Annotated in this window: 27 protein-coding genes; 16 read left to right on the top strand and 11 right to left on the bottom strand. The window is 68.2% G+C overall.

What is annotated here, in order from left to right; genetic code table 11:
* Window positions 1-4: 4 nt before the first annotated feature.
* The 5 genes from RS883_RS08855 to ispH form a co-directional block, all read right to left on the bottom strand.
* On the bottom strand, window positions 5-1,405 hold the full coding sequence (locus RS883_RS08855; RefSeq protein WP_315759844.1) for a metallophosphoesterase family protein: 1,401 nt from the start codon (window positions 1,403-1,405) through the stop codon (window positions 5-7).
* On the bottom strand, window positions 1,405-4,200 hold the full coding sequence (locus RS883_RS08860) for a TonB-dependent receptor (protein ID WP_315759845.1): 2,796 nt from the start codon (window positions 4,198-4,200) through the stop codon (window positions 1,405-1,407). Before RS883_RS08860 ends, RS883_RS08855 begins: the two co-directional genes overlap by 1 nt.
* A 129-nt stretch (window positions 4,201-4,329) precedes the next feature.
* On the bottom strand, window positions 4,330-4,776 hold the full coding sequence (gene rnhA, locus RS883_RS08865) for a ribonuclease HI (RefSeq protein WP_315759846.1): 447 nt from the start codon (window positions 4,774-4,776) through the stop codon (window positions 4,330-4,332).
* A complete protein-coding gene (gene thrB / locus RS883_RS08870; RefSeq protein WP_315759847.1) occupies window positions 4,773-5,738 on the bottom strand; it encodes a homoserine kinase in 966 nt (321 codons plus the stop codon). The genes rnhA and thrB overlap by 4 nt, the downstream gene beginning before the upstream one ends.
* A 349-nt stretch (window positions 5,739-6,087) precedes the next feature.
* Window positions 6,088-7,041: a 4-hydroxy-3-methylbut-2-enyl diphosphate reductase gene (gene ispH / locus RS883_RS08875; RefSeq protein ID WP_315759848.1), complete on the bottom strand. Its 954-nt coding sequence runs from the start codon at window positions 7,039-7,041 to the stop codon at window positions 6,088-6,090.
* A 115-nt stretch (window positions 7,042-7,156) separates the two neighbouring features.
* On the opposite strand from ispH, the gene RS883_RS08880 reads away from it, so the two are divergent.
* Window positions 7,157-7,804, top strand: a complete 648-nt coding sequence (locus RS883_RS08880; protein WP_315759849.1) for a hypothetical protein — start codon at window positions 7,157-7,159, stop codon at window positions 7,802-7,804.
* A gap of 114 nt (window positions 7,805-7,918) precedes the next feature.
* On the opposite strand, the gene RS883_RS08885 is transcribed toward RS883_RS08880, so the two are convergent.
* The 4 genes from RS883_RS08885 to sdhC all read right to left on the bottom strand — a co-directional run bounded on the left by RS883_RS08885 (window position 7,919) and on the right by sdhC (window position 11,504).
* The gene (locus RS883_RS08885; protein WP_315765040.1) at window positions 7,919-8,545 is read right to left on the bottom strand and encodes an ATP-dependent Clp protease proteolytic subunit; all 627 of its coding nucleotides are present in this window, start codon (window positions 8,543-8,545) and stop codon (window positions 7,919-7,921) included.
* Window positions 8,546-8,897: 352 nt separating this feature from the next.
* On the bottom strand, window positions 8,898-10,700 hold the full coding sequence (gene sdhA / locus RS883_RS08890; protein WP_315759850.1) for a succinate dehydrogenase flavoprotein subunit: 1,803 nt from the start codon (window positions 10,698-10,700) through the stop codon (window positions 8,898-8,900).
* Window positions 10,700-11,089 (bottom strand): succinate dehydrogenase, hydrophobic membrane anchor protein, encoded by a 390-nt coding sequence (gene sdhD / locus RS883_RS08895; protein WP_315759851.1) that lies wholly within the window; start codon window positions 11,087-11,089, stop codon window positions 10,700-10,702. Before sdhD ends, sdhA begins: the two co-directional genes overlap by 1 nt.
* A gap of 1 nt (window position 11,090) precedes the next feature.
* A complete protein-coding gene (sdhC, locus tag RS883_RS08900) occupies window positions 11,091-11,504 on the bottom strand; it encodes a succinate dehydrogenase, cytochrome b556 subunit (RefSeq protein WP_409977341.1) in 414 nt (137 codons plus the stop codon).
* A 188-nt stretch (window positions 11,505-11,692) separates the two neighbouring features.
* Here sdhC and RS883_RS08905 point away from each other — a divergent pair, with 188 nt between their 5' ends.
* On the top strand, window positions 11,693-13,051 hold the full coding sequence (locus RS883_RS08905; protein WP_315759852.1) for a methyl-accepting chemotaxis protein: 1,359 nt from the start codon (window positions 11,693-11,695) through the stop codon (window positions 13,049-13,051).
* On the opposite strand, the gene RS883_RS08910 is transcribed toward RS883_RS08905, so the two are convergent.
* On the bottom strand, window positions 13,048-14,112 hold the full coding sequence (locus RS883_RS08910; RefSeq protein ID WP_315759853.1) for a DUF3667 domain-containing protein: 1,065 nt from the start codon (window positions 14,110-14,112) through the stop codon (window positions 13,048-13,050). The genes RS883_RS08905 and RS883_RS08910 overlap by 4 nt on opposite strands.
* Before the next feature lie 82 nt (window positions 14,113-14,194).
* Between RS883_RS08910 and RS883_RS08915 the strand changes: the two genes are divergently transcribed.
* From RS883_RS08915 to RS883_RS08970, 12 genes are all read left to right on the top strand, one after another.
* Window positions 14,195-15,454, top strand: a complete 1,260-nt coding sequence (locus tag RS883_RS08915) for a glutamate-5-semialdehyde dehydrogenase (RefSeq protein ID WP_315759854.1) — start codon at window positions 14,195-14,197, stop codon at window positions 15,452-15,454.
* Between the two features lie 31 nt (window positions 15,455-15,485).
* A complete protein-coding gene (locus RS883_RS08920; protein WP_315759855.1) occupies window positions 15,486-15,746 on the top strand; it encodes a hypothetical protein in 261 nt (86 codons plus the stop codon).
* Complete coding sequence (locus RS883_RS08925) at window positions 15,743-16,024, top strand: type II toxin-antitoxin system RelE/ParE family toxin (protein WP_315759856.1); 282 nt, start codon at window positions 15,743-15,745, stop codon at window positions 16,022-16,024. Before RS883_RS08920 ends, RS883_RS08925 begins: the two co-directional genes overlap by 4 nt.
* Window positions 16,024-16,662: a nicotinate-nucleotide adenylyltransferase gene (locus tag RS883_RS08930; protein ID WP_315765044.1), complete on the top strand. Its 639-nt coding sequence runs from the start codon at window positions 16,024-16,026 to the stop codon at window positions 16,660-16,662. The genes RS883_RS08925 and RS883_RS08930 overlap by 1 nt, the downstream gene beginning before the upstream one ends.
* The gene (gene rsfS, locus RS883_RS08935) at window positions 16,659-17,060 is read left to right on the top strand and encodes a ribosome silencing factor (RefSeq protein ID WP_315759857.1); all 402 of its coding nucleotides are present in this window, start codon (window positions 16,659-16,661) and stop codon (window positions 17,058-17,060) included. The genes RS883_RS08930 and rsfS overlap by 4 nt, the downstream gene beginning before the upstream one ends.
* A gap of 10 nt (window positions 17,061-17,070) precedes the next feature.
* On the top strand, window positions 17,071-17,493 hold the full coding sequence (locus tag RS883_RS08940) for a 23S rRNA (pseudouridine(1915)-N(3))-methyltransferase RlmH (protein ID WP_315759858.1): 423 nt from the start codon (window positions 17,071-17,073) through the stop codon (window positions 17,491-17,493).
* Window positions 17,490-18,650 carry a murein hydrolase activator EnvC family protein gene (locus tag RS883_RS08945; protein WP_315759859.1) on the top strand — a complete coding sequence of 387 codons (1,161 nt, stop codon included), beginning with the start codon at window positions 17,490-17,492 and terminating at the stop codon, window positions 18,648-18,650. Before RS883_RS08940 ends, RS883_RS08945 begins: the two co-directional genes overlap by 4 nt.
* A gap of 74 nt (window positions 18,651-18,724) precedes the next feature.
* Window positions 18,725-20,071, top strand: a complete 1,347-nt coding sequence (locus RS883_RS08950; RefSeq protein ID WP_315759860.1) for a S41 family peptidase — start codon at window positions 18,725-18,727, stop codon at window positions 20,069-20,071.
* A 5-nt stretch (window positions 20,072-20,076) separates the two neighbouring features.
* A complete protein-coding gene (locus RS883_RS08955; RefSeq protein ID WP_409977342.1) occupies window positions 20,077-20,550 on the top strand; it encodes a disulfide bond formation protein B in 474 nt (157 codons plus the stop codon).
* Window positions 20,547-21,089 (top strand): demethoxyubiquinone hydroxylase family protein, encoded by a 543-nt coding sequence (locus RS883_RS08960; protein WP_315759861.1) that lies wholly within the window; start codon window positions 20,547-20,549, stop codon window positions 21,087-21,089. Before RS883_RS08955 ends, RS883_RS08960 begins: the two co-directional genes overlap by 4 nt.
* A 54-nt stretch (window positions 21,090-21,143) precedes the next feature.
* On the top strand, window positions 21,144-21,548 hold the full coding sequence (locus RS883_RS08965; RefSeq protein WP_315759862.1) for a hypothetical protein: 405 nt from the start codon (window positions 21,144-21,146) through the stop codon (window positions 21,546-21,548).
* Between the two features lie 80 nt (window positions 21,549-21,628).
* Window positions 21,629-22,540, top strand: a complete 912-nt coding sequence (locus RS883_RS08970; RefSeq protein ID WP_315759863.1) for a hypothetical protein — start codon at window positions 21,629-21,631, stop codon at window positions 22,538-22,540.
* Here the strand turns inward: RS883_RS08970 and RS883_RS08975 are convergent.
* On the bottom strand, window positions 22,537-22,833 hold the full coding sequence (locus RS883_RS08975; RefSeq protein ID WP_315759864.1) for a hypothetical protein: 297 nt from the start codon (window positions 22,831-22,833) through the stop codon (window positions 22,537-22,539). The genes RS883_RS08970 and RS883_RS08975 overlap by 4 nt on opposite strands.
* A 104-nt stretch (window positions 22,834-22,937) precedes the next feature.
* Between RS883_RS08975 and RS883_RS08980 the strand changes: the two genes are divergently transcribed.
* Window positions 22,938-24,383, top strand: coding sequence for a hypothetical protein (locus tag RS883_RS08980; protein ID WP_315759865.1), 1,446 nt, complete (start codon window positions 22,938-22,940; stop codon window positions 24,381-24,383).
* Window positions 24,361-25,608, top strand: coding sequence for a putative DNA modification/repair radical SAM protein (locus tag RS883_RS08985; RefSeq protein WP_315759866.1), 1,248 nt, complete (start codon window positions 24,361-24,363; stop codon window positions 25,606-25,608). The genes RS883_RS08980 and RS883_RS08985 overlap by 23 nt, the downstream gene beginning before the upstream one ends.
* Window positions 25,609-25,655 lie beyond the last annotated feature (47 nt).

A 25,655-nucleotide genomic window follows, 5' to 3' on the forward strand; every position in this document is an offset into this window, starting at 1 on the left:
AGCCTTACTTGCCGCGCGCGACGCAGGCGCCGCCGTCCGGCCCCATGTCGCCGCGGCACGTCCGCACCGGCAGCAACTGCGCATCCGGCAGCTCCTTCAGCCGGTTGCGCCCATCGCGTCCGCGCAGCAGCTCGAACCCGTCATAGAGCTTGCCGCTCGCGGTATAGGTGCGGAAGCTCAGCTGTGCGTCGCTGACGTCGACGATCTGGTAGAGCTCGGTCGCTTCCGCCGTGCGGTCGGGCTGGGTGAGCGCACGGTCGTTGAGGCCGTACATCTTCGATCCCGTGACCGAGACTAGATAGACCGGCCCCTGCAAGCCGCCGTTTCGCGCACGCGCCTGTCGCCCGGCCTCGCGCCCCGCTTCCGCGGTCAGGCGGCTGTAGCAATGGTCGTGGCCCTGCAGCACGAGGTCGACGCGCCGCCGTTCGAAGATCGGCTTCCACGCCGCCTTCAGCTTGGCGGTGTCGTTGGGCCGCGCACAGGTGAAGATCGGCTGGTGGAACAGCACGACGTTCCAGCGCGCCTTGCTCGCCGCCAGCGTCGCGTCCAGCCACTTCGTCTGCTGATCGAGCGCGTCGAGATCGAGCGCGGCGGTGCCGTCGAGGATGACGAAACGCACGCCCTGATAATCGACGAAATATGTCGTCGGCTTCACCGGATCGACGCCGTTGCCGGGCAGCGCGAACTGGAGCGGCCAGTACGGCCCCAGCTTGCGGCTCTCGCTGCCATCGGGCTTCAGCGTGTCGACATATTCGTGGTTGCCGGTCGCGGGAAGCTGCGGAACCTGCGAGTAGTTATACCCGCCGGCCTGGTTCCACTCGCCCCATTCATCGTCATGGTCGAGGTCGTCGCGCTGCGCCGCCAGATCGCCGGCATGGACGGTGAGCGCAATCCGCCCCTCGCCGAACCCCTGTCGGATGACGCGGGAGGCGTAGGGGAGGATGCCGTTTTGCGTGTCGCCGAGATAGAGGAAGCGGAACGGCTTCGCCTGTGCGGCGGCGGTGCGGAACTGGAACCATTCGGTCCAGCCCGCCGCACCCTTGACGCGGTAGGCATAGGCCTGGTCGGGCTCCAGGCCGGTGAAGCGGACCTGATGGTAGTTGGCGCTGCCATTGGCGCTGTCGATCGCGCGCGTAGTGCCGCGGATCGTTCGCGCCTCCCGCTCGATCGTCGGGCCGTCGACGGCGATGGCGATCTGCGCCTCGGCCGCCGCTTGTGCGCGGTCGGTGCGGAACGCGACCGCCATCTCGCGCGAGGGATCGGCGCCGGGCGTCAGCACGACGCGATCGGGGATCGTCCGCGGCGCATAGGGCGTACCCGGCGTCCGCGGCACGGGGCCGGCCGCCTCCTGCGCCGCAAGCGGCGCGGCGAGGAGGGCGGTGGTGAGGAGAAGCATGCTCTTCATCAGAAATTCGCCCTCAGACCGAATTTCAGCGTGGGACCATATTCCTCATACTGGAGCAAGCGACGCGATCCGGGGCCGCTCTGATACGCCACATACTTGGCGTTGTTGATGTTGACCCATTCGCCGAACAGCTGGACGCTCTTGGTCAGCCGGAAGCGTGCGCTGGCATCGAGCTGGAAGTGATCGCGGACGTAGCGATCCTCCTCCGCCACCGCCTGGACCTCGTCGAGATACTTGTCGCGATAGGTGCCGGCCAGGCGGACGCTGATCGGGCCCTTCTCATACCCCAGCACCGCGTTGAGCGTGTGGCGCGACGAAGCGGGAAGCGGGATGTCGCGAAGCCCGCCGGTGTCGCCGTCGAACGTTTCGCCATCCGCATCGGTGAAGGTGTAGTTGAGGCTGGCGAGCAGGCCGCTGAGCGCCCCCGGCAGCATGGTGAAGCTCTGCGAATAGCTGACTTCCACGCCCTTGATCGTCGCCTTGCCGCTGTTGAGCGGAATGTCGGCCTCGGTAAAGGCGATGCCGCGATAGACACCGTTATAGGGCGCGTCATCCTCCTCGAAGGTGACGGTGACGATATAATCCTCGATATCCTTGTAGAAGAAGCCGGCCGACAGCACGCTCGACCTGGCGAAATACCATTCGGCGCCGGCGTCGATGTTCCACGCACGATAGGGCTTGAGATCGGGATTGCCGAAGGCGCCCTCACGGTCGTCGCCGTCCCGCTCGATCGCGAAGCGCGGGGCGAGCTGGCCGATGCTGGGCCGTACCAGACTCTTGAACACGCCCGCGCGCAGGATGAGGTCGTTGGTCGCCTCGAACCGGGCGACGGCGCTCGGCAGCCAGTCGGTATAGCTGCGACGGATGACGTTGGGGGTGGCGGCGACAGTTTCCTCGTCGCCGTCGAGGGTGACGGTGTTGCCCTCGATGACGTTCTCGGTTGCTTCCATGCGGACGCCGCCGATCAGGCGGAGCGGCCCGGCCTGGACGCGGCCGAGCAGATGCGCCGAGTAGATGTCCTCGCCGACGACATAGTCCTCGGCCAGGCTGGCGAACTCGCTGTCGAGCGCCGCAAGCTCGAAGCCGGTCGCGTTGGCATCTAGGAAGCCGCGCTCGCCGCGCTTGGCGACGACCGGGCCGAGATCGGCGAGGCGGTAGGTCTGCGTGCCGAGCACGTCGCCGAGGGTGAAGTCGCCGTCATAGCCGTCGAACGTGTCGACGTTGAGGTCGTAGCGCTTCTTGCGCCAGCGGCCCTTCACGCCCGCCTGGACGTCGAAGCTGCCGCCGTCGAACGCGAAGGTACGCGTGAGGTCGAGCCGCGTCGTCCACTCACGATCGGTCGAATCGCTGAGCACGGTCCGGTCGAAGCTGTCGAACCCGAACTCGCTGGGATCCGAGAAGGCGGCGGCATCGGCGCCGCCGACGGTGAAGCGCGGAAGGAGGTAGTTCGAATAGCCGAAGCCGACGGTCAGGTCGTCGCCTTCCTCCCCTTCGAAGTCGCGGCGGAAGACGATCGGGTCGATCGAGCCGGCCTCCTTCTCCTGCGCGCGGCTATAGGCGGCCGAGTAGAGGACGCGCCACGGACCCGTGTTGGTCTCGCCGCCCAGCGTATAGGACTGGATGGTCTGCACCTCGAACCGGTCCTTCAGGTCGCGCTCCACGCGGATGCGACCGTCCGCCGCGTCAAAGCTGGCGCTGCTGCCCGTCGAGGCGGCAGGATCCTCGTCGAGTTCGATCACCAGCCGGCGGCGATCCTCCTGGTCGGAGAAGCGGTTGTAGATGCCGCGGGCATAGAGCGTGGTCGTGTCGCTGGGCTTGAAGTCGAGCGACAGCGAGCCGCCGGTGCGCAGGCGGCGGACGTCATAGTCGCGATACTCGACGCTGTCGGCAAAGGCGTTGCCGTTGTCGTCGGTGCCCCAGCCGTCCATCTCGATATTGTCGGTCTCGAACTTGCGCAGATAGTAGCTCGCGCCGCCCGAGATGCCGAAATTGTCGGTAACGCGGGTCGAGAAGTTGACGCTGCCCTTCGGCGTCACCTGATCCGAATATTCGTTGTACGATCCCTCGATCGACCCGGCGAGCAGCGGCTTGACGCGGTCGAACGCGCTGGTCGTCTTGATCTCGACCGAGGCGCCGATCGTGTCGGCGTCCATGTCGGGGGTCAGCGACTTCTTGATCTCGATCGATTCGACGAGCTCGCTGGCGACGACGTCCAGCGCGACGCTGCGCGTGTCGGCTTCGGGGGCGGGCACGCGGACGCCGTTGAGGCTGGAGGCGTTGAGGCTGGGGTCGAGGCCGCGGACGGCGACGAAGCGGCCCTCGCCCTGGTCGTTGAGGACGTTGACGCCGACCGCGCGGCGGACGGATTCGGCGACGTTCTGGTCGGGGAACTGGCCGATCGAGTCGCGGGTCAGCACGCTTTCGACGCCATCGGCAGCACGCTGGCGGCTGATCGAGCTTGCCAGGTTGGCGCGCTGGCCGGTGACGAGGATGTCGTTAGGGCCGCCGATCGTCATGTCGACGGTCAGGTCGCCGGTCTGGTCGACGGTGATCGACCGCTCGACCGTGTCGGTACCGAAATAGGTGACCCGCAGCGTGTAGCTACCGGCGGGGACCTCGGGGAAGCGAAAGCGGCCGTCGCGATCCACCTCGACCTTGCGCGACAGTTCGACGATCTCGACCTCTGCGCCCGCCAGCGTGCGCGTGGCGGTGGCGTCGGTGACGGTGCCCGTCACCTGGCCGGCAAGCGCCGGCAACGGCAGCGCGAGAATGGCGGCGCCCAGCAGAAGGCGCACGCGCGAACGTGTCGAAACCATATTCCCCCCAAAAGGATGATTGACCGTGTTCGGTCGTGGGGGTGCGCATGACGCGCGTTGATGGCGCGGGCGCTTCGGTTCGGGGACGGTTCGGTTGCGCTTACAAGTCTATTTGATGACGGCGAGCGCCGCGTCGCTTGCCAGCTTGTCGGCCCGCTCGTTGTCGGGATGGCCGGCATGGCCCTTGACCCATTTCCACTCGACGCGATGCGGCGCGGCCGCCTCGATCAGCGCTTGCCACAGCTCGGCATTCTTGACGGGCTTCTTGTCTGCGGTCTTCCAGCCGTTCTTGCGCCAGCCGTGGATCCACTTGGTGAGGCCATCCATCACATAGCGGCTGTCGGTCGACAGCGTGACCCGGCACGGCTTCTTGAGCGCGTTGAGCCCCTGGATCGCCGCCATCAGCTCCATGCGGTTGTTGGTGGTCAGCTTCTCGCCGCCCGACATCTCCTTCTCGCGCGTACCATGGCGGATCAGCGCGCCCCAGCCGCCGGGCCCCGGATTGCCCTTGCACGCGCCGTCGGTGGCAATCTCGACATGCGGAAGCTCGGTCATGCGACGCTCGGCAGCTGGGCGGCGAGGTCGGGGTCGTAGACGCGCAGCCGGCGCCAGAAGGCGAGCGGGTCCTTGCGCGTGACGAGCGCGTCGGCGGGCGTGTTGAGCCAGTCCCACGCGCGCGACAGCGTGAACCGGATGCACGCGCCGACCGCGAGATCGCTGAACGCCGCATGCTCCTCGGGCGTCAGCGGGTGATGCCGCTCATAGCCTTCGATCAGCGCGTCGCCGACCTCGGCGTCATGCTCCCGCCCGGTCGCGTCGAAGCTCCAGGCGGCGTGCATGACGGCGAGGTCGTAGAGACGGAGGTCGGTGCAGGCAAAATAGAAGTCGATCAGGCCCGTCACCCGATCGCCGAGCATCAGCACGTTGTCGGGAAAGAGGTCGGCATGGATCGCGCAGGCGTCTAGCTGGCTCGGCCAGGTCGCACGAACGTCATTCAGTGCGAAGGCGATGTCGCGGTAGAGGCCCGGTACGATCTGGTCGAGGCTCTCGCCGCAGCGCTCCAGCAACGGCGCCCAGGTGTCGATCCCCATCGAGTTGGGACGATCGCCAGTGAAGTCGGCAACGGCCAGGTGCATCGCGCCCATCGCTTCGCCCGCGGCGAGCGCCTGCGCCGGCGTCGGATGCGAGAGGGACACGCCGGGCAGGAAGCGGATCAGGCAGGCGGGGCGGCCGGCGAGTTCGTGGATCGCGCGGCCGTCGCGATCCTTGATCGCGGGCGGCACGGGCAGGCCCTTGGCGGCAAGATGGTCGAGCAGCGACAGGAAATAGGGCAGGTCGCCCGCCGACACGCGCTTTTCGTAGAGCGTCAGGATGAAGCGGTCCGTCGTGGTCTCGACCAGATAGTTCGAGTTCTCCACGCCCTCGGCGATGCCCTTGGCGGACACGAGCTCGCCCGCGTCGAAACGCGCGAGGAAGTCGGACATCGCCTCGGCAGAGACTTGGGTATAGACGGCCATGCGCGTTCCGGTTGGGGTTGAGGACGGCGTCTTAGGAGCGGGTGACGCGCGCCGGGTCAAGGGTCAGCGTTGTGCCTTGGCCGGTGTCTCGACTTCGCCCGACACAAACGGGGGAGCTTTCACCAACTCCGTTCGTGCTGAGCTTGTCGAAGCACGTGTTCGGGGCGGCGCGCTTGTGACACGTCCTTCGACAAGCTCAGGACGAACGGGGAGGGGCGCGGTCGAGCGGCCAAGGGTGGCTTAGGTCCGGACCCGTATCTCGACTTCGCTCGACACGAACGGAGAATGCAAGGGCTGGCCACATAACCGGCGTTCGGTTCGAGCGAAGTCGGGAACCGGAACGAGAGGGTCAGGCCGCCTCCAACCCCCGCGGCAGCTTGAACGCGATCGTCTCGCGCGTCGTCTCGACCTCGCGCTCGACCACGTCGAAGCGTTCGGCGATGCGGGCGACGACTTCGCGCACCAGCACCTCGGGCGCGGAGGCGCCCGCGGTGATGCCAAGCGCGCCGACGCCCGCCAGCCACTCGAAATCAAGATCGTCGGCGCGCTGGATCAGCCGTGCGGGCGTGCCCTCGCGCTCGGCGACCTCAACCAGGCGGAGCGAATTGGAGGAGTTGGGCGCGCCGATCACCAGCATCAGGTCGACGCCGCTGGCGATCGCCTTGACCGCGGTCTGGCGGTTGGTGGTCGCGTAGCAGATGTCGTCGGCATGCGGCGCGACAATCGACGGATAGCGCGACCGAAGCGCTGAGAGGACCGCCGCCGTATCCTCGACCGACAAGGTCGTCTGCGTGAGGAAGGCGAGGTTATCCGGATCGGGCACGACGAGGGCTGCAACATCGTCGACATTCTCGACCAGCGTCATGTTGCCCTCGGGCACCTGACCAAAGGTGCCGATCACCTCGGGGTGGCCGGCATGGCCGATGAAGATGATGTGGCGCCCGGCCGCCACCAGCCGCTCGGCCTGACGATGCACCTTGGACACCAGCGGACACGTCGCGTCGAGATAGGAGAGGCCGCGCTCGGCCGCCTTGGCCGGCACCGCCTTGGGCACGCCATGCGCGGAGAAGACGACGGGCACATCGTCGGGCACCTCGTCCAGCTCGTCGACGAAGATCGCGCCCTGCGCCTTCAGCGTGTCGACGACATATTTGTTGTGGACGATCTCGTGCCGGACATAGACGGGCGCGCCATAGCGCTCGATCGCCAGCTCGACGATGCGGATCGCGCGGTCGACCCCCGCGCAAAAGCCGCGCGGGGCGGCGATCAGCAGGTCGAGCATCGGCTTGGCGGCATCGGTCATGCCCCGGGCTCTACGCGATTGCTTGCTTGTCCGAAAGGCGGTTCCTATGGCAATCCCCTTGGACGGGCCGGATCGCGGCCCGTTCGCGTATTCAGACGAAAAGGGTCCGCCCCCCGTGAACATCGCTCGCATTGCCGCCCCGCTTGCCGTCGTCGCCGCGCTCGCCGGCTGCTCGCGAGAGGGTGAGATCAGCGTCGAGGGCGGCGTCGGCATCCAGGCGACGCGCACCGCCTGTCCGATCGTGGGCGTGCCCGCGGGCACCGGCGACATCACGCTGTTCGACCCGCCGGCCAGCCGCGACGCGGCGGCGATCGACGTGGTCGCCAACCTCACCAACGTTCGCGCTGAGTGCGCCGATTCGGGCGACGACGTCGTCTCGACCGTCAGCTTCACCGTCCAGGCGCGCCGCCAGCGCGCCGATGGCGAGCGGACGGTGACGCTCCCCTATTTCGTCGCGATCGTCCGCGGCGGCACCAACGTCACTGCCAAGCGCATCGGCCAGGTGACGCTGACCTTCCCCGCCGGCCAGCTTCGCGCGCAGGCGCAGGGGCAGGGGACGAGCGTGATCGCGCGTTCCGCCGCGACGCTGCCGGCCGAGGTTCGCGAGCAGCTGACCAAGAAGCGCAAGGCCGGGCAGGAAGAGGCCGCGGTCGATCCGCTGACCGCCCCCGGCGTCCGCGCGGCGGTCGCTCGCGCGACGTTCGAGGCACTGGTGGGCTTCCAGCTGACCGACGAGCAGTTGCGGTACAACACGACGCGTTGATCCAAGTCGCGACGTCATCCCGGACTCGATCCGGGAGCCCGCTTCTTTCCTGTCAGCTTGAAGAGGCGGAACCCCGGAACAGGTCCGGGGTGACGCGTCCGTGTTAGACGCGCGTCAAACCACGTCGAGCACCAGCCCCTTTTCCTTGGCCTCCTCGGCCTCGATGTACCAATTCTCCGGCGCGCGGCGGACAAGTTCGTCGAAGTCGACGCGCGAGCCCGCGACGATCGCGCGAAAGCCTTCTTCCTCGATCCGGATTGAATGCTCGATCTCGTGCAGCGTCGCCTTGAGCACCGCGACGCAGGTCTTGAGCGGACCGCTCACCTCGACGGTCTTGTTCATGATCCGCTCGTGCAGCATCAGCCGCGTGCCGCGGGTCAGAAAGCGCTTGTCGACCGGAAACGCCGACATGAAGGTGGCGCCCGCCGAATAGACTGCCACCTTGCCGAGGAACAGCAGCTCACGCCCTTCCGCCTCGCGCAGCAGCCGCACCTCGTCGCCGATCAGCCGCGCGACTTCTGGATCGCCGCCCAGCGTTGAGATGGCGATGACGATCGCGCCCTCGCGCGGCGCCGACGACAGCTGGTCGCAGAAGCTGGCGTACATCGCGTGATCGACGGGGCCGGCCAGCTTGATGTGCGGATTGGCGAGCAGCGGGTACTGGTTGATCGCGCTCTTGTCCTCCGATCGGGGCGCCTCGTCCTGCGTGTCGGAGAGCGCGCCGAGACGCGCCTGGCTCATGATATCCTGGTCGAGCGGATTGGGAAGCGGCTGGGTAGGGGCTTCGGTCATGGCGGCGGGCAACCTTGGCTGAGGGTCAGGGATCTGGATGTCGTGGGATGCGCGGAACGGGCTGCCGGGCCGCCGCCCTTTGGGCTGGCGACCGGGGCCGAGGAGCGCGCGCAGCACGATGCCGACGCCCGCGGCCCCCAGGACCGCGAACGCCGCATAGACCAGCGCGTCACCGACCCCCGCATTCACGATGGACGCAATGCGGGGGCGGTTGCTTGGTTCCGCACGTCATCCAAATGAAAACGCGCCGCTTCCCGACGAAAGCGGCGCGTCGTCTCAACGCAGTCGAGGATATCGGAGGTCAGTACACCCGCTTCTTCGGCTTGATGTACTCGACGTCGTCGGTGAGCGTGTAGTCGTGGACTGGGCGGTAATCGAGCACGCACGCGCCGCCCTTGCCGCCCCAGCCGTCGAACGTCGCGGTGGTGTGCTTCATCCAGTTCGCGTCGTCGCGATCGGGGAAGTCCTCGTGCATGTGGGCGCCGCGCGATTCCTTGCGGTTCTCGGCACCGCGGATCGTCACGACGGCCTGGCCGATCAGATTGTCGAGCTCGAGCGTCTCGACCAGATCGGTGTTCCAGATCAGCGAGCGGTCGGTGACGCCGATGTCGCTCATGCCCTTGTAGATCGCGTCGAGCTTGGTCACGCCCTCGCTCAGCAGCGCGCTGTCGCGGAACACGGCGGCGTGCTTCTGCATCGTCCGCTGCATGTCGGCGCGAATCTGCGCGGTCGGGGTGCCGCCCTTGGCATTGCGGAAATGGTCGAGACGGCTGAGCGCCATCTCTTCCGAGCCGCCGGGCAGCGGATTGTGCGGCGCGCCGGGCTTCAGCGTCTCCTTGAGGCGCAGGCCCGTCGCGCGGCCGAACACGACCAGGTCGATCAGCGAGTTGGAGCCCAGGCGGTTGGCGCCGTGGACGGACACGCACGCCGCCTCGCCGACCGCGAACAGGCCGGGGACGACCGCGTCGGGATCCCCGTCGCGAAGGTGAACCACCTCGCCATGATAGTTGGTCGGGATACCGCCCATATTATAGTGGACGGTCGGAACCACCGGCAGCGGCTTGCGCGTCAGGTCGACGCCGGCGAAGATCTTGCCCGTCTCGGTGATGCCGGGCAGGCGCTCGGCCAGCACCTTGGGGTCGATATGGTCGAGGTGAAGGAAGATATGATCCTTCTCCTTGCCGACGCCTCGACCCTCGCGGATTTCCATCGCCATCGAGCGCGAGACGACGTCGCGGCTGGCGAGGTCCTTGGCGCTGGGGGCATAGCGCTCCATGAAGCGCTCGCCCTCGGCATTGGTGAGATAGCCGCCTTCGCCGCGCGCACCCTCGGTGATGAGGACGCCCGCACCGTAGATGCCGGTCGGGTGGAACTGCACGAACTCCATGTCCTGGAGCGGCAGGCCGGCGCGCAGCACCATGCCGTTGCCGTCACCGGTGCAGCTGTGCGCCGAGGTGGCCGACTGATAGACGCGGCCGCCGCCGCCCGTCGCGAGCACGACGGCGTGGGCGCGAAAGCGGTGGATCGAACCGTCGTCCATGCACAGCGCCATGACGCCGCGGCAGGCACCGTTCTCCATGATGAGGTCGAGCGCGAAATACTCGATGAAGAAGTCGGCGTCGTACTTCAGGCTCTGCTGATAGAGCGCGTGGAGCATCGCGTGGCCGGTACGATCGGCGGCGGCGCAGGTGCGCTGCACCGGCGGGCCTTCGCCCATGTTCTGCATGTGGCCGCCGAACGGGCGCTGATAGATGGTGCCGTTGTCGTTGCGGCTGAACGGCACGCCAGCATGCTCGAGCTCATAGACCGCGGCCGGCGCCTCGCGCACCATATATTCGATCGCGTCCTGGTCGCCGAGCCAGTCGGAACCCTTGACGGTGTCGTACATGTGCCACGACCAGTGATCGGGCGAGTTGTTGCCGAGGCTGGCGGCGATGCCGCCCTGCGCCGCGACGGTGTGGCTGCGCGTGGGGAACACCTTGGTGATGCAGGCGGTCTTCAGCCCCGCTTCGGCCGCGCCCATCGTCGCGCGAAGGCCGGAGCCGCCCGCACCGACGACGATCACGTCATAGCTGTGGTCGATGATCTTGTACGCGTCGCTCATCAGGAAACCGCTCCCGCCGCAAAGGCGAGCTTGAGGATCGAAACGACCGCCGTGGCGCCGGCCGCGACGACGAAGAAGTTGAGGAGGATCAGCAGCACGACGCGCGATTCGGCGTGGCTGTAATCCTCGATCACCACCTGAAGGCCCAGGCGGAAGTGCCAGAACACGCTGATGATGAGCAGCGCCATCGGGATCGCCGCCCACAGCGAGCCGAGCCAGGCGGTTACCGTGGCATGGTCATAGCCCGGCAGCATCGCGATCGAGGCGATGAACCACAGCATGAGGAGGAGGTTGCTGCCCGCGGTCAGACGGTGCGTCCACCAATGATGCGCGCCTTCCTTGGCGGCGCCCAGACCGCGGACGCGGCCGATGCTGGTGCCCGAACCCATCTTACTTCCCCAGGATCAGAAACGCCCAGAAGGCGATGGTGGCAAGCGTCGAGAACACGAAGGTCAACCGCGCGCCCAGCTTGTTGCGCTTGAGCTCGTACCCGGCGCCGGTGTCGAGCACGAGGTGGCGAACGCCCGACGCCGTGTGCTGAAAGAAGCTGAAGCTGAGCCCGATCCCGAACAGATAGCCGATCGCATTGAGCGAGCCGTCCGAGAAGGTGAAGATGTCGAGGAACGCGGCATAGCTCGCCTCGCCCGCCGCGGCGCTCGCCAGCCAGACGACCATCAGGATCGCGCCAATGGTCGCCATGCCGGTTCCGGTCACGCGATGCGCGATCGAGACCGCCATGTGCGGTCCCCATTTCCAGATCGACAGATGCGGCGACAGCGGCCGGCTCACGGGTTTGGTTGCCACGGGGCGTGTTCCTTTCAGCGGCGCTAATGGCCCCCGTTCTTCGCAGATGCAAGATCGGGCGATGGTCCATGAAGGGCGAACGAAGATGCGTGGCTAACCACCTCTTAATGGATGGGGCCGCATAGATCAGTGCAGGTGCGGGCCGGGGGGGCTCGATCACCTTGCTGGGACAAGAGGCGCGCAACGTCATGCAGAACAAGGAACTGCCCGAAGCGGGTTCGATCAGCCGGACGATCGAGATGGAGGCGCGGCTTCGCGTATTCGACTTCGACGGCGGGCTGGTGGAGGCGGCACGGCGCGTCTGGACGCTGCTGGAGCACGATGTCCGCGAGATTGCCGAAGCCTATTGGCGGCACTGGAAGCGCTGCTTTTCCGACGCGCGCAACTGGGCGCCGTACGAAACCGAGAAGATGATAGACGCGGGCGTCGTGTTCCTGCGCAATCGTTTCCTCGACACCGCGGGTTCTGCCTGGGTCGAGTCGATCGAGCGGTCGGTCGCATCCGCCTATGCCGGCGACGTGCCGCCGATGGCGCTGCTTTCCATGATCAACGCCAGCGACCGCGCGGCGCTGGACGTGCTGCTCAAGCGCGTGCCGCAGGGCGACCCGGAGCTCGCGACGCTGATCGATGCGCTGATGCGGCTGTCGGCGCTGGAGACCGACATCACCGTCGCGATCTATAGCCAGCATGTCGAGTTCGGCACCGATCGCGCGCGCGAGCGGCTGGCCGGCGAGTTCCGCGACAAGATCATCGCCAGCGTCGAGCGCGCGAGCCACGAGGGCTCGGCCCTGCGCGGCCAGGCACAGGCGGCGTCGGGGTCAGCGCGCGGCATGCTGGGCAAGGCGAGCGAAGTCGCAGCGGCCGCCGAGCAGTCGGCAGTGGCGATGCGCGAGGCGGCGCAGACCGCTGCCGGGCTGATCCGCGCGATCGAGGATGCGCGCGCCGAGGTCGAGGCGGCTGCCGAGATCGCGACGCGTGCCAGCGCGCAGGCGGGCGCCGCGGTCGAGACGTCGGGCACGCTGTCGGATCATGCCAAGTCGATCGAATCGATCCTAGGCCTGATCCGCGAGATCGCCGGGCAGACCAACCTCCTCGCCCTCAATGCCACGATCGAGGCGGCGCGGGCGGGTGACGCCGGTCGCGGCTTCGCCGTGGTCGCGCAGGAAGTGAAGAGCCTCGCCAACCAGACGGCGCGCGCGACCGACGACATCGCCGCCAAGATCGCGGCGATCCAGTCGGCGACGCGGCTGACGGTCGACACCTCCGCTTCGATCCGGACGACCGTGGACGAGGTGCAGGATTCGGCCAACCGCATCCGCCGGGCGATGGAGGCTCAGGCGCAGACGGTGACCGCGATCACCGCCGCGGTCGACGAGACCGCGCTTGCCGCTGATTCGATGTCGAACACCATCGCCGCGATCCGCGAGGATACCGAGGCAGTGGCAAGCGGCATCGACGCGGTCGGTCAGGGCGTGGTGGCGTTCGAGGGCGACCTCGACACGCTGAAGGGCAGCGCCAGCGACTTCGTCCGGCGGGTGGCGGCCTAACCGACCAGCCCCAGGCCCAGCACCAGCATCAGGAACAGCATCGCGATCACCTGCACGAAGCAGATGAGGACGATCGTCCGCGCGAGCGCCGAGGCGCGGCCGAGGCGATAGCCGCCGCGTAGCTGTCGATAGATGTGGAAGGGCGGGACGAAGGTGGCGACCGTCGCCAGGATCGCCATCGGCACGCCCAGCGATCCCAGGATCGTCAGGACGATGAACAATAGCGACATGAACGCCAGCGAATAGGTGACGAAGACCGCGTGGTCATAGGCGTGGAACTGCCGCTTCCAGGCGAACATGATCCAGACGAACGGCACCGACAGCGGGATCAGAAGCCACGAGAATTTGTAGCTGTTCGCCTGAAGCTTGTAGAGCGCGAGGCCGGGGTTCTTCGAGGCTTTTTCGATCCCGTAGTCGAGGCGTTTCCAGCCGGTCTTCAGGCCCGAGAATTCGTCATCCTGCACCTTGAACACGGGCTGGGCGTTGGCGATGACCTTCAGTTCGTTGTCGATCTCGGCAAGCCGTTCGCGCGCTCGCGCCTTGCGCGCCTCGTTGGTCTTGGGATCGGCCAGGCGCTCTGCCTGCACCGCCCGGCTGGAGACCAGCTCCTTCTTCGCTTCCTCCAGGCCGGCCGCGACCTTGCCGCTGGCGCCGCCAACATCGGCCGGCGGCGCGATTCCGAGGATCGACAGCACCGCGAACAGCGTGAAGACGGAGAACAGGAACATCGCCATCGGCGACACGAACTTGGCGCGCTCGCCCTCGATATAGCGGCGTGTCAGTTCGCCCGGCTTGGTGACGAGCAGCGGCAGCGTCGACCACATGCGCCCTTCGAAATGGAGGACGCCGTGGAGCAGGTCGTGCCAGATCGCGCCCACCGAGCGATGCAGATGCGCGGCCTGGCCGCAGGCGTGGCAGTGCTCACCGATCAGCGGTGTCCCGCAATTAAGGCAGGCGCCGTGCACCTCGTGCCCATGGCCGCCGCCGCCATGATGATCGACCGCGTGCGCCATAAAGGCGCCCGTCGCCAGATCACCGACCCCTTCGATTTCCCCCGACATGCCGGTCGTTTATCGCGATGCTTCAGTCGAGGCGAGTGCAACTTTGTTGCACGGCAGCGGGGCTTGGGCGACACGCACGGGCATGGACGAGCAGGATTGGCAGCTTTGGATCGCGGCGACCGGCCGCCGGGCACGCATCGCGGCACGCGTGCTGGCGCGTACGCCGACGGCCGCGAAACGCGCCGGCCTGGTCGCGGTCGCCGGCGCGATCCGCGCGCGGACCGAGGCGATCCTTGCCGCGAACGACGAGGATGTGGCGCGGGCCGAGGCGGCGGGGCTATCCGGTGCGATGCTCGATCGACTGCGGCTCGACGCCGGGCGGCTCGAGGGGATCGCCGCGGGCGTGGAGGCGGTGGCGGGCCTGGACGATCCGGTCGGCGCGGTGATCGATCGGCGCGAGCGGCCCAACGGCCTCGTCCTCAATCGCGTCCGAGTGCCCGTGGGCGTCATCGGCATCATCTTCGAGAGCCGGCCCAACGTCACTGTCGATGCCGGCGTGCTGGCGGCGATGGCGGGCAATGCCGCGATCCTGCGCGGTGGATCGGAGGCGATCGGCACCAATCGCGCGCTGCATGCGGCGCTGGTCGCGGGGCTGGAGGCAGGCGGGCTGCCGGGCGATGCGGTGCAACTGGTCGACACGACCGATCGCGCCGCCGTGGGCGCGATGCTTGGCGCGGCGGGAGCGATCGACCTCATCATTCCGCGCGGCGGCAAGAGCCTGGTCGCGCGCGTCCAGGCCGAGGCGCGGGTGCCCGTGCTCGCGCATCTGGACGGGCTCAATCACACCTACATCCACGCCGCCGCCGATCCGGACAAGGCGGTCGCGCTGGCGGTCAACGCCAAGCTGCGCCGCACGGGCGTTTGCGGCGCGACCGAGACGCTGCTGATCGACCGCGACTTTGCCGAGCCGGCGCGGGTGATCGCGGCGCTGGCCGACAAGGGCTGTGAACTGCGCGGCGACGCGGCGGCGCGGGCGCTCGATCCGCGCGTGCTCGCGGCGGAGGATGACGACTGGGACACCGAATATCTCGACGCGGTGCTGAGCGTCGCGATCGTCGACGGCCTCGACGCCGCGATCGCGCATGTCGAGCGGCACGGATCGCACCACACCGATGCGATCGTCACGGAGGACGAGGGTGCCGCCGAGCGGTTCCTGGCGGAGGTCGATTCGGCCATCGTCATGTGGAACGCCTCCACTCAGTTCGCCGATGGCGGCGAGTTCGGGCTGGGCGCCGAGATCGGCATCGCCACCGGCCGCCTCCACGCCCGCGGTCCCGTCGCATTGGAGGGGCTGACGACGTACAAATGGCAGGTCCGCGGCACCGGCCAGACGCGCCCTTGAAGCGCGGCGGGCGGGTGGATAGCTTGATGGTATGAACGAGCCTGCGAAGATCCGGATCGAGGCCGAGTTCGACCCGGAAACCTATGACTTGTTGCATGACCTGGCGGAGGCCGCTGGCCAGACCGACGCGGCGTTCGTTGCCGAGGTCGTTCGGCGCTTTTCGTTGAGCGAAGCCGACTTCCTGGCATCGATCGAAGAGGCCGAACGCGAAATCGAGGCCGGGCACTTCTATTCTCAGGAACAGATGGAGCGGTGGTACGAGGAACGCGTCGCGGCGGGGCGCAACGGTTGAGGGTCATCTGGGCGCCCGCGGCGCGGCAGGACCTTGGCCGCATCGACGATTATCTTGCCGATCGAGATGCGGAGTTCGCCCGCGTCGCGGGGCGAGCAGCGCTGACCGCGGCCGAGTTTCTGTCGGTCAATCCGTTTGCCGGAAGTCCGATAGCGCGCACCAGAAGGAAATGGCGCGTCAATGGCTCGCCCTATCTGCTGGTCTATCGGATCAGAGCTGACATCGTCGAAATCCTCCGCATCCGCCATGAGCGCGAAGATTGGCGTTCGCAGCCATGATGCGCCGCATCGGACTTATGGGCGGGTCGTTCAATCCCGCGCATGGCGGGCATCGCCACATCGCGCTCCAGGCGATCCGCGCGCTCGATCTGGACGAGATGTGGTGGATCGTGTCGCCGGGCAATCCGCTGAAGGACGCCGCGACCGACATGGCGCCCTATGCCGCGCGGGTGGCGTCCGCGCGGGCGATGGCGCGGCATGCGCCGATCCGGGTGTCGACGATCGAGGCGCGACTCAAGACGCGGTACACCGTCGACCTGCTCGAACGGCTGCCGGCGCTCTTCCCCAAGAAGCGCTTCGTCTGGGTCATGGGGGCGGACAATCTCGGCAGTTTTCATCAGTGGCGCCGATGGCGCGACATCGCGCGCGCGGTGCCGATTGCGGTGATCGCGCGTCCGGGCTATGATGGCGACGCCCTCGCAAGTCCCGCGATGGGTTGGCTGCGGCGCGGCGTGCGGCCCGCAGGCCAGGCAAGACGATGGGACGAGTGGAGATTGCCGGCGCTCGTGTTGCTGCGCTTTCGCCCCGACCGACGTTCGGCCACCCGCATTCGCGCCGCCGATCCTGCCTGGCACCGCCGTTATCTGAACGATCGGCGTTCCCCGTCATCACCCGTACGCCCCAAGGAGCCGCATTGAGCCAGACCCGTTCCGTCCCGTCCACGCCTGACGCCGATCCGGCGTCGGCACTGCACGCGCTCGTCCTCGCCTCGCTCGACGACGATCAGGCGCTGGAGACGGTTTCGATCCCGCTGTCGGGCAAGTCGAGCCTGGCGGACTTCATGGTCATCGCCTCGGGCCGGTCGACGCGCCAGGTCGCGTCGATGGCGCAGAAGCTGGCCGAGCGGATCAAGCGCGACTTCGGCGTTTCCTCGCGCGTCGAGGGGCTGCCGAATGCCGACTGGGTGCTGATCGACGCCGGCGACGTGATCGTCCACCTGTTCCGGCCGGAAGTGCGCAGCTTCTACAATCTGGAGCGGATGTGGGCGTTCGGCGATGCGCCGCCTGCGCCCGCCGCGCCGACGACCGCCGACTGATCCCGCAGCCTTGCTGCTCCACATCGTCGCACGGGGGCGGATCGGCCGCGGGCCGGAGGCCGAGCTGGTCGAGCGCTATCTGAAGCGCGTCGGCTGGCCCACCCGGGTGACCGAATTGCCCGACACCGGCGGCAAGCTGCCCGCGGTCGAACCCGGCACGCGGCTGATCCTGCTCGACGAGAAGGGCGACCAGCCGGGCAGCATAGCCTTTGCCGAGCGGCTGGGGCGCTGGCGGGATGAGGGCGTTCGCGAGGTGCGCTTCATGCTGGGCGCCGCCGACGGGTTCGGCGATGCCGAGCGGGCGGGGGCGGACTGGCTGATCGCGTTCGGGCGGATGACCTGGCCGCATCTGATGGCCCGTGCGATGCTGGCGGAGCAATTATGGCGCGCGACGAGCATCCTGTCCGGCCACCCCTATCACCGCGAGGGATGAAGGCCGCGCTCGCCCCCGCGGCGCTGCTGGCGCTGATCGTGCCCGCGGTCACGGGCGCGCAGCGGGCGGACGGCGACCAGCGCCAGCAACTCGTCCGCGCAAACCAGGCGTCGCGTGTCGCGCGCATCCGCGCCGAGGAACTCGAGCGGCAGGCGGCGGCGGCGAAGGGCGAGGCGGCGCGCGCCGGGCGCGAGCAGGCGGCCGTCGCGGCGCGCGCGGAAGCGGCGGAGGCTGATATCGCCGCGGCTCGCGCGCGGATCGCACTAGTCGATAGGGCGCTGACCGTTCAGCGTCGCCGGCTGGATGCGCAGCGCGCCCCCACGATGCGGCTGGTGGCGGCGCTTCAGTCGTTTGCGCGGCGGCCGGCGTCGCTGGCGCTGCTGCAACCCGGGTCGGCGCGCGATGCGGTGCACGTCCGCGCGCTCCTGGCGAGCGTGGTGCCGGCGGTGCGGGCGCGTAGTGCCGCGGTGCGCGCTGAGATCGCGCGGACGCGGCGACTGCGCGAAGGCGCCCGGCTGGCCGCCGCCAGCCTGCGCGACGGCCGCGTACGGCTGGAGCAGGAGCGGCTGCGCCTGGTGCAGCTCGAATCGGAAAGCCGCTTGCGCTCGCGTGAGCTGACGCGCGGCGCGCTCGTCGAATCGGATCGCGCGATCGCGCTGGGCGAGGAGGCGCGCGACATCGTCGATCAGATGGCCGTCGCTGATGCCGCGGGCGAGACGCGCGCCCGGCTGCTGACGCTCGGTGAGCCGCTGCCGCGCCCGGATGACCCGGCGGGCGCGCGGACGGCGCGGGCGCCGGCCTATCGGCTACCGGCGGCTGGACGGATCGTCGCGGGCCTGGGCGAAGTCAGCGAAAGCGGCGTGCGGTCGCGCGGGCTGACACTCTCGGTCGCGCCCGGTGCGATCGTCACGGCCCCTGCGGCCGGCCGGATCGTCTTCGCGCGCCGGTTCGGCGGCTATGGCACCGTGGTCATCATCGATCATGGCGAGGGTTGGACCAGCCTCATTTCCGGCTTGGCCGAGGCGCAGGTCGCGCGCGGCGCGGCGGTGGGGCAGGGGATGCCGATCGGCCGCGCCGGCAACGATGCCGAGCCGAGGATCACGACCGAACTGCGCCGCCGCGGCATGCCCTTCGATCTTGTCGGGCTGATGCGATAATCTCGGCCGACCCGCTTTTATGGCACGCAGCTTGCCGCTATCTTCACCCAAAGCGTTCAAAGGATCCGCGTACCATGGCCCGCCCGCTGCTTCAGGCTCTCGCCGCCACCGCCGCCATCGCGATGGTGCCGCTCGCCACGGGTGCGATGGCGCAGGTCGACACCAACAGCTATCGCGAACTCGACCTGTTCATGGACGTCTATAACCGCGTGAAGGGCGAGTATGTCGACAAGGTCGACGACAAGACGCTGGTCAAGGGCGCGATCCAAGGGATGCTGGCCGCGCTCGATCCGCACAGCTCCTATGTCGACGCGCTCGATTTCGAGAATATGCGCATCCAGACTGAAGGCAATTACGGCGGCCTGGGCCTGACGGTCACGCAGGAGGACGGCGCGGTCAAGGTGATCGCCCCGACCGAGGACACACCCGCCTATCGCGCGGGGATCAAGGCCGGCGACTATATCACCCACATCAACGGCAAGCTGATCTTCGGCGAGGCGCTGGACGACGCGATCGAGGACATGCGTGGCCAGCCGGGGACGAAGGTCACGCTGACCGTCGTCCGCCCCGGCCGCGACAAGCCGATGGAACTCACCATGGCGCGCGAGATCATCGTGCAGAAGCCGGTGAAGTGGGAGGTCAAGAACGGCGTCGGCATCATCAACATTAACACCTTCTCGGCCTCGACCGGGGCCGACACGCGCGCGGCGATCCTGGCGATCGACAAGTCACTGGGGCGCAAGCCGACCGGTTACATCGTCGACCTGCGCTCGAACGGCGGCGGGTTGCTGACGCAGGCGATCGAAGTGTCCGACGCCTTCCTCGAGCGCGGCGAGATCGTGTCGCAGCGCGGGCGTGAGAAGGCGGATATCGAGCGCTATTATGCGCGCGCGGGCGACCTAGCTGGCGGGCTGCCGATCATCGTGCTGGTCGATGCGGGCACCGCCTCGGCCAGCGAGATCGTCGCCGGCGCGCTCCAGGACCACCACCGCGCGATCGTCATGGGCGAGCGCACCTTCGGCAAGGGATCGGTGCAGACGCTGCTCCAGCTCGGGCCGGCGAACGCGCTGCGGCTGACGACGGCGCGCTACTATACGCCGTCGGGCCGGTCGGTGCAGGAGGGCGGGATCGAGCCCGACCTGAGCGTGCCGCAGATCAGCGACGAGGATTACAAGTCGCGCCCGGTCTTCCGCGAGGCGGACCTGCGCCGCCACCTTATCAACGAGGCCAAGGTCGACAACAAGGTGCTTGAGGAAGACGCCAAGACCGACCCGCGCTTCGCCGCCACGCCCGAGCAGCTCAAGAAGCAGGGGATCGAGGACTTCCAGCTCGATTATGCGGTGAAGACGCTCGCCCGGCTGGGCGCGCCGCAGCAGGTCGCGGCGTCCGCGACGCCGGCCAAGGCCGCGGCAAAGCGCTGACGCCCGTGCCGCGCTCGCTTGTCACCGCGCGGGCGCTTGCGCTCGCGCTACCTGCCGCGCTGCTTGCCGGCGCGTGGGCGTCGCAGCTGATCGGCGGATTGGTGCCATGCGAGATGTGCCACTGGCAGCGCTGGCCGCATTACGCCGCGTTGGTGCCGGCGCTGCTCACCTTCATCATTCCGGGCACGGCGGCGAAGCGGGCGATGGTGACGCTGGCGGCGCTGGCGATCGCGGTCAGCGGCGCGATCGGCGTGTTCCACGCGGGCGTCGAATATCACTGGTGGGAGGGGATCACCGCCTGCACCGCGCCGGCGCCGCGCGGCGGCGACCTTCTCGCCGACATCCTCTCGCGCCCGATCATCCGCTGCGACGTGGCGCAATGGACGTTGGTCGGGGTTTCATTGGCGGGGTTCAACGCCATCTTCTCGCTGGGCGGCGCGGCGATCGTCGCGGCGCTGGCATGGAGGAAGGCGCGATGAGCGAGTTGGGCTGGCGGCCGGGCGACCGGCGCGAAGCGATCCGGTCGATGATCCGCGTCGATCAGGCGGGCGAATATGGCGCGACGCGTATCTATGCCGGCCAACTCGCGATCCTGGGCGACCACGGCCCGCACGCGGCCGAGATCGCCGGCATGGCGCAGCAGGAAGCGCGCCACCGCGCCTATTTCGACCGGCTGATCGCCGAACGCGGCGTGCGGCCGACGTTGCTCCAGCCGTTCTGGAACGTCGCCGGCTTCGCGCTCGGGGCGGTCACGGCGGCGATCGGGCCGGCGGCGGCGATGGCGTGCACCGCCGCGGTCGAGACCGAGATCGACAAGCATTACGACCAGCAGCTCGCCGACCTGGGCGACGACGATCCGGAGCTGGCCGCGCATGTCCGCGAATTCCAGGCCGAGGAATTGGAGCACAAGGAGGCGGCGATCGCCGCGGGCGCGGAGCAGGCGATCGCCTATCCGCTGATGAGCGCCGTCATCCGTGTCGGATGCCGCGCCGCCATCGCCATATCCAAGCGCATCTGATAGCCTTGGCACCCAATTGCGTGCCGGGCGTTCCTACCGGCAGGAGATAGCCCCATGTCGCTGAAGTCGTTCGCCATCGTCGCTGCCGCCACCGCCGGAGCCGCGCTTCTGCCCGCCCCCGCCGCGGCGCAGAGCGCGCTGCAGAACGGCGTCCTCTACATCTATGGCAATGACAAGTGCCCGACCAACGCCGATGGCGAAGAGATCGTCGTCTGCGTGCGCAAGAGCGAGGCGGAGCGCTTCCGCATCCCGCAGGAGCTGCGCGAGCTGGAGATCACCCCGCAGAACGAGGCGTGGGCCGCGCGCGCAGAGGGAACGCTGCGTGCCGGCGAGTCGGGGATCGGCAGCTGCTCGGCAGTCGGGATCGGCGGCGCGAGCGGCTGCTTCGGCCAGGCCGCGACGGTCAACAAGGCCGACCGCCGCCAGCGCCGCGACGCCCAGAACGTACTCGAGGATTAAGGCTTAACATTCTGGAAATAGGGCGTTGATCCGCCGTCCGCTTACGTTATCCTCGACCGGTCCGGTCGGGAGAGATGGCGATGCGCGACGTCGGTGTGTTTCTCATTCTAAGCTTGGTGGCGACGCCGTGTTGGGCGCAGGTCGATCCGTCGGCTGAGGAAGAGGCGGACAAGGATATCGTCGTCACCGGCATACCCCTGACGCGTGCGGAAGCGCGTCGTCAGGCGGCCGCTTTCATCCGGGGCGTCGGCGTTGCTCAAAACGGCCGTCCGGTCGCGCGATGGAAGGATCCGGTCTGCCCGCGCGTCGTCGGGCTGCAACCCGCTCACGCCTCGATGGTGGAGTCACGCCTTCGCGCGATCGCGCGCGAAGCGGGCGTCCCCGTCGCCGCAAAAGCGACGTGCAGGGCAAACATCGCCGTCAGCTTCGTCGATGGCGCGGCGCCCGTGGCCAAAAGCGACGAGGCGCGCCAATTGCGTTCACTCGCCAAGATGGACGCCGAAGAGCGGGCGCGGTTGATCGAGGGCAGAGCGCCGATCCGCTGGCGGTACACCACCGCCCTTCGTGGTCGTGACAACGAGCCGCCTGCACCCAGTCCGGCGACATGGGCCGGCAATGTCGAGGGCGGGGGTTCGGCCATCCCGGACACCGGCGGGTCGGTGCAATCCTATGGATCGAGCATCGTCAGTACCATGGCGATCCGCGTCATCACGTCGGCGGCCGTGGTCGTGGACGTCAAACAGGCGGAAGGCCGCAACCTCGAAACCGCAGCCGATTACGCCGCGTTGGTGGCGTTCGCAGAGATCGGCGGCGATGGCTATGCGCCGCAGGGGTCGATCCTGGGTGCGTTCGAACCCGGTGGCATCAAATCGCTGTCCGAGTGGGACAGGCGGTTCCTGCGCACGCTGTATCGTCTGCCGCTCGACCGGCAGGCGCGGCTTCAGCGTTATAGGATCATCAACGAGCTCGCCTCCGCCTCACCGCCGCGTTAGGCGATTAGCCGCCGGCGATTGGCCGCCACCTTTCGGCGGTAATGCTGGACGGTGCGCTGCGAGGCGGCAAGCGGCGTCGAGCCCATGCCGCCGGTCATGAAGCGCCATTGCAGTTCCATGAGCGCGGTCATCTTCTCGCTGACCATCCGCGTCGCTTCGCGGTCCGACCCGGGCGTCTGCCACGCGAAGCCGTGGAGGCGGGTGGCGATCACTGCCGACGCCTCCAGCCCCAGCATCCAGGTCTGTAGCCCGAGCATCGCCCAGTCGGCATAGGACGGCGTGCGTGCAGTCATCGGCTCAGGATCCTTCGCTTGGCTTGAAGGCGCTTTAACAGCCTTTGCTGCACTGCACCATCGCTGGTTGCACGTTGCGCGGTTTTTCCGGTAGCGCTGGGGTCATGGCCCGCCCGTCCGTCCTGCTGTTCGCGCTCGTGTGGCTTTCGGCGGCGTGGTTCGGATCGTGGCACTGGAACCCCAACAGCGCCGTCCGGCTGTTCGCCGCGATCTCGATCGTCGAGGAGGGGCATGCGGCGATCAACCGGTACGAGCATCTGACGATCGACAAGGCGCGGTTCGGGCCGGACTTCTTCATGGACAAGGCACCGGGCATGACGCTGATGGCGCTGCCGGTCGTTGCCGCCACCGACCTCGCGACCGGCGACCGTGCGGCCGGCAAGGTGATGGCCGCCGAGGATCCGACCTTCGACCGCTACCTGAAGCTTCGCCAGTGGCTCGCGGCCGCGGCAATCAACGCGACGCTGCTGGCGCTGGCGGCGGTGGCGCTGATGGATGTGGGTCGGCGGGTGACGGGATCGGCGGGGGCGGGTGCGTTCGCCGGGCTGGCGTTCGCGCTCGGGACGCCGCTCTGGGGCTGGGCGACGACGCTCTTCGGGCATTGCGCGGTCGCGTCGTTGCTGGTGATCGCCGTGCGGCTGGTGCTCAAGGGGACGAGCGATGATCGCGGCCGATGGGAGGCGCCGCTGGCCGGGCTGGCGCTCGGCTGGGCGCTGGTGATCGAACACAGCGCGCTGGTCTTCGCGCTGCCGATCGGGCTGTTCGCGCTGTGGCGGATGCGGACGCTGCCGCGCGAGGCGGCGGTGCGCGCGGCTGTGGGCGCAGTGATCGCGGGCATGGCGGCGATGGTGCCGCTGCTCGGCTACAATCTGCTCGCGTTCGGGACGCCGTTCCGGCTCGGCTATTCGGGCGTGGTCGGTTGGGACGGGATGGACCAGGGGCTGTTCGGGCTCACCTATCCGCATCCGGCGGTGCTGGCCGAGATCCTGTGGGGCGCGAAGCGGGGGATGATCTGGGTCGCGCCGGTGCTGCTGGCGGCACTGCCCGGCGTGTGGCTGCTCTGGCGGCGCGGCGTGCGCGATCTGGCGGTACTGGTGGTGGCCGGGACGGTCGCGGCGTTCCTCTACAACGCTTCCTATGTCTATTGGGACGGGGGCAATTCGACCGGGCCGCGTCATGCGATGCCGGCCGCCGCGTTCCTCGCCCTTGCTTTGCCGATGGTCTGGGCAGCGGCTGGCAGGGCGGCGCGCGCGGGGCTGGCGCTGCTCCTCGGCGCCAGCGTCGCGATCAATCTAACCATCGCGGCAGCGGAGATCACCGCGCCGTGGAGTGCCGAGAACGCGCTCGTCGATGGCGTGTGGAACGGCCGCTTCCTGCCCGGCTATCTGCGCACCATCCCCAACGAGTTCTTCGGCTTCTCACCCTGGACGGGCCTTGCCATGTGGGCCGTCGCGGCGGCGATGCTGTTCATCTGCTTATGGTTTTCGCTCTCTCGACAGTCGCACGCGACGAACATATATCGAACGGATGGCGCAGCTCGACGTCCGTGAAAAGCTAGAGATCCTCGCCGACGCGGCGAAGTATGATGCGTCCTGCGCCTCGTCGGGCACGACTAAGCGCAACTCGGCGGGCGGCAAGGGGATTGGCTCGACCGAGGGGATGGGCATCTGCCACGCCTATGCGCCCGATGGTCGCTGTATTAGCCTGCTCAAGATCCTGCTGACCAACAGCTGCATCTTCGACTGCCATTACTGCATCAATCGCAAGAGCTCGAACGTCCGCCGTGCGCGCTTCACCGCGCAGGAGGTCGTTGCGCTGACGCTCAGCTTCTACAAGCGCAACTATATCGAGGGGCTGTTCCTCTCCTCCGGCATCATCCGCTCGCCCGATTACACGATGGAGCAAATCGTCGAGGTCGCGCGATCGCTGCGCGAGGATCATCAGTTCCGCGGTTATATCCACCTCAAGACCATCCCCGATGCTGATCCCGAGCTCGTCCGCATGGCGGGGCTGCATGCCGATCGTGTGTCGATCAACGTCGAGCTGCCCACGGTACCCGGCCTCACCCGCCTCGCGCCCGAGAAGTCGTCGACGCGGATCGAGGGGGCGATGCGCGACATGAAGAGCGCGATCGTCGATACGGCCGACGCGCGAAAGAAGTATCGATCGGCGCCGCGCTTCGCGCCGGCGGGCCAGTCGACGCAGATGATCGTCGGCGCCGATGCCGCCACCGATCGCGACATCGTCGGCAAGGCCGCGACGCTCTACGACCGCTTCAACCTGCGCCGCGTTTATTATTCCGCGTTCAGCCCGATCCCGGAGGCAAGCGCGGTGCTGCCGCTCCAGCGTCCGCCGCTGATGCGCGAGCACCGGCTGTACCAGTCCGACTGGCTGATGCGCTTCTACGACTATGCCCCGGCGGAGGTCGCGTCGGCGGCTGATCCGGCAACGGGCATGCTGCCGCTCGACATCGATCCGAAGCTCGCCTGGGCGCTCAAGTTCCGCGAGCGGTTCCCCGTCGACGTCAACCGAGCGCCGCGCGAGGATCTGCTGCGCGTGCCGGGCCTGGGGGTGAAGGCGGTCAACTCGATCCTCAAGGCGCGGCGCTGGCGGCGGCTGGCGCTGGAGGATGTCGGCCGGCTGACCGCCTCGATCGCCAAGGTGCGGCCGTTCATCGTTGCCGAGAATTGGCGGCCGATTGCGCTCGCCGATCGGGCGAACCTCAAGCCGCTGGTGGCGCCCAAGCGCGAGCAGCTCGAGCTGTTTGCGGCATGATAGCCATTCGCAGGTGAAACGGGCGGGCGGGATGCGGGTTGGATCGC

It is taken from the genome of Sphingomonas sp. Y38-1Y (genome assembly GCF_032391395.1).
Lineage (GTDB): Bacteria > Pseudomonadota > Alphaproteobacteria > Sphingomonadales > Sphingomonadaceae > Sphingomonas.

Bases quoted from the DNA above. Each gene is read 5' to 3' on its own strand.
- thrB (WP_315759847.1), bottom strand. From the start codon at position 5,738: ATGGCCGTCTATACCCAAGTCTCTGCCGAGGCGATGTCCGACTTCCTC.
- RS883_RS08915 (WP_315759854.1), top strand. From the start codon at position 14,195: ATGGACGAGCAGGATTGGCAGCTTTGGATCGCGGCGACCGGCCGCCGG.
- RS883_RS08930 (WP_315765044.1), top strand. From the start codon at position 16,024: ATGCGCCGCATCGGACTTATGGGCGGGTCGTTCAATCCCGCGCATGGC.
- RS883_RS08965 (WP_315759862.1), top strand. From the start codon at position 21,144: ATGTCGCTGAAGTCGTTCGCCATCGTCGCTGCCGCCACCGCCGGAGCC.
- sdhD (WP_315759851.1), bottom strand. From the start codon at position 11,089: ATGGGTTCGGGCACCAGCATCGGCCGCGTCCGCGGTCTGGGCGCCGCC.
- RS883_RS08910 (WP_315759853.1), bottom strand. From the start codon at position 14,112: ATGTCGGGGGAAATCGAAGGGGTCGGTGATCTGGCGACGGGCGCCTTT.
- RS883_RS08885 (WP_315765040.1), bottom strand. From the start codon at position 8,545: ATGAGCCAGGCGCGTCTCGGCGCGCTCTCCGACACGCAGGACGAGGCG.
- RS883_RS08980 (WP_315759865.1), top strand. From the start codon at position 22,938: ATGGCCCGCCCGTCCGTCCTGCTGTTCGCGCTCGTGTGGCTTTCGGCG.
- sdhA (WP_315759850.1), bottom strand. From the start codon at position 10,700: ATGAGCGACGCGTACAAGATCATCGACCACAGCTATGACGTGATCGTC.
- ispH (WP_315759848.1), bottom strand. From the start codon at position 7,041: ATGACCGATGCCGCCAAGCCGATGCTCGACCTGCTGATCGCCGCCCCG.
- RS883_RS08905 (WP_315759852.1), top strand. From the start codon at position 11,693: ATGCAGAACAAGGAACTGCCCGAAGCGGGTTCGATCAGCCGGACGATC.
- rnhA (WP_315759846.1), bottom strand. From the start codon at position 4,776: ATGACCGAGCTTCCGCATGTCGAGATTGCCACCGACGGCGCGTGCAAG.
- RS883_RS08855 (WP_315759844.1), bottom strand. From the start codon at position 1,405: ATGAAGAGCATGCTTCTCCTCACCACCGCCCTCCTCGCCGCGCCGCTT.
- RS883_RS08950 (WP_315759860.1), top strand. From the start codon at position 18,725: ATGGCCCGCCCGCTGCTTCAGGCTCTCGCCGCCACCGCCGCCATCGCG.
- RS883_RS08920 (WP_315759855.1), top strand. From the start codon at position 15,486: ATGAACGAGCCTGCGAAGATCCGGATCGAGGCCGAGTTCGACCCGGAA.
- RS883_RS08975 (WP_315759864.1), bottom strand. From the start codon at position 22,833: ATGACTGCACGCACGCCGTCCTATGCCGACTGGGCGATGCTCGGGCTA.
- RS883_RS08945 (WP_315759859.1), top strand. From the start codon at position 17,490: ATGAAGGCCGCGCTCGCCCCCGCGGCGCTGCTGGCGCTGATCGTGCCC.
- RS883_RS08960 (WP_315759861.1), top strand. From the start codon at position 20,547: ATGAGCGAGTTGGGCTGGCGGCCGGGCGACCGGCGCGAAGCGATCCGG.
- RS883_RS08985 (WP_315759866.1), top strand. From the start codon at position 24,361: ATGGCGCAGCTCGACGTCCGTGAAAAGCTAGAGATCCTCGCCGACGCG.
- RS883_RS08970 (WP_315759863.1), top strand. From the start codon at position 21,629: ATGCGCGACGTCGGTGTGTTTCTCATTCTAAGCTTGGTGGCGACGCCG.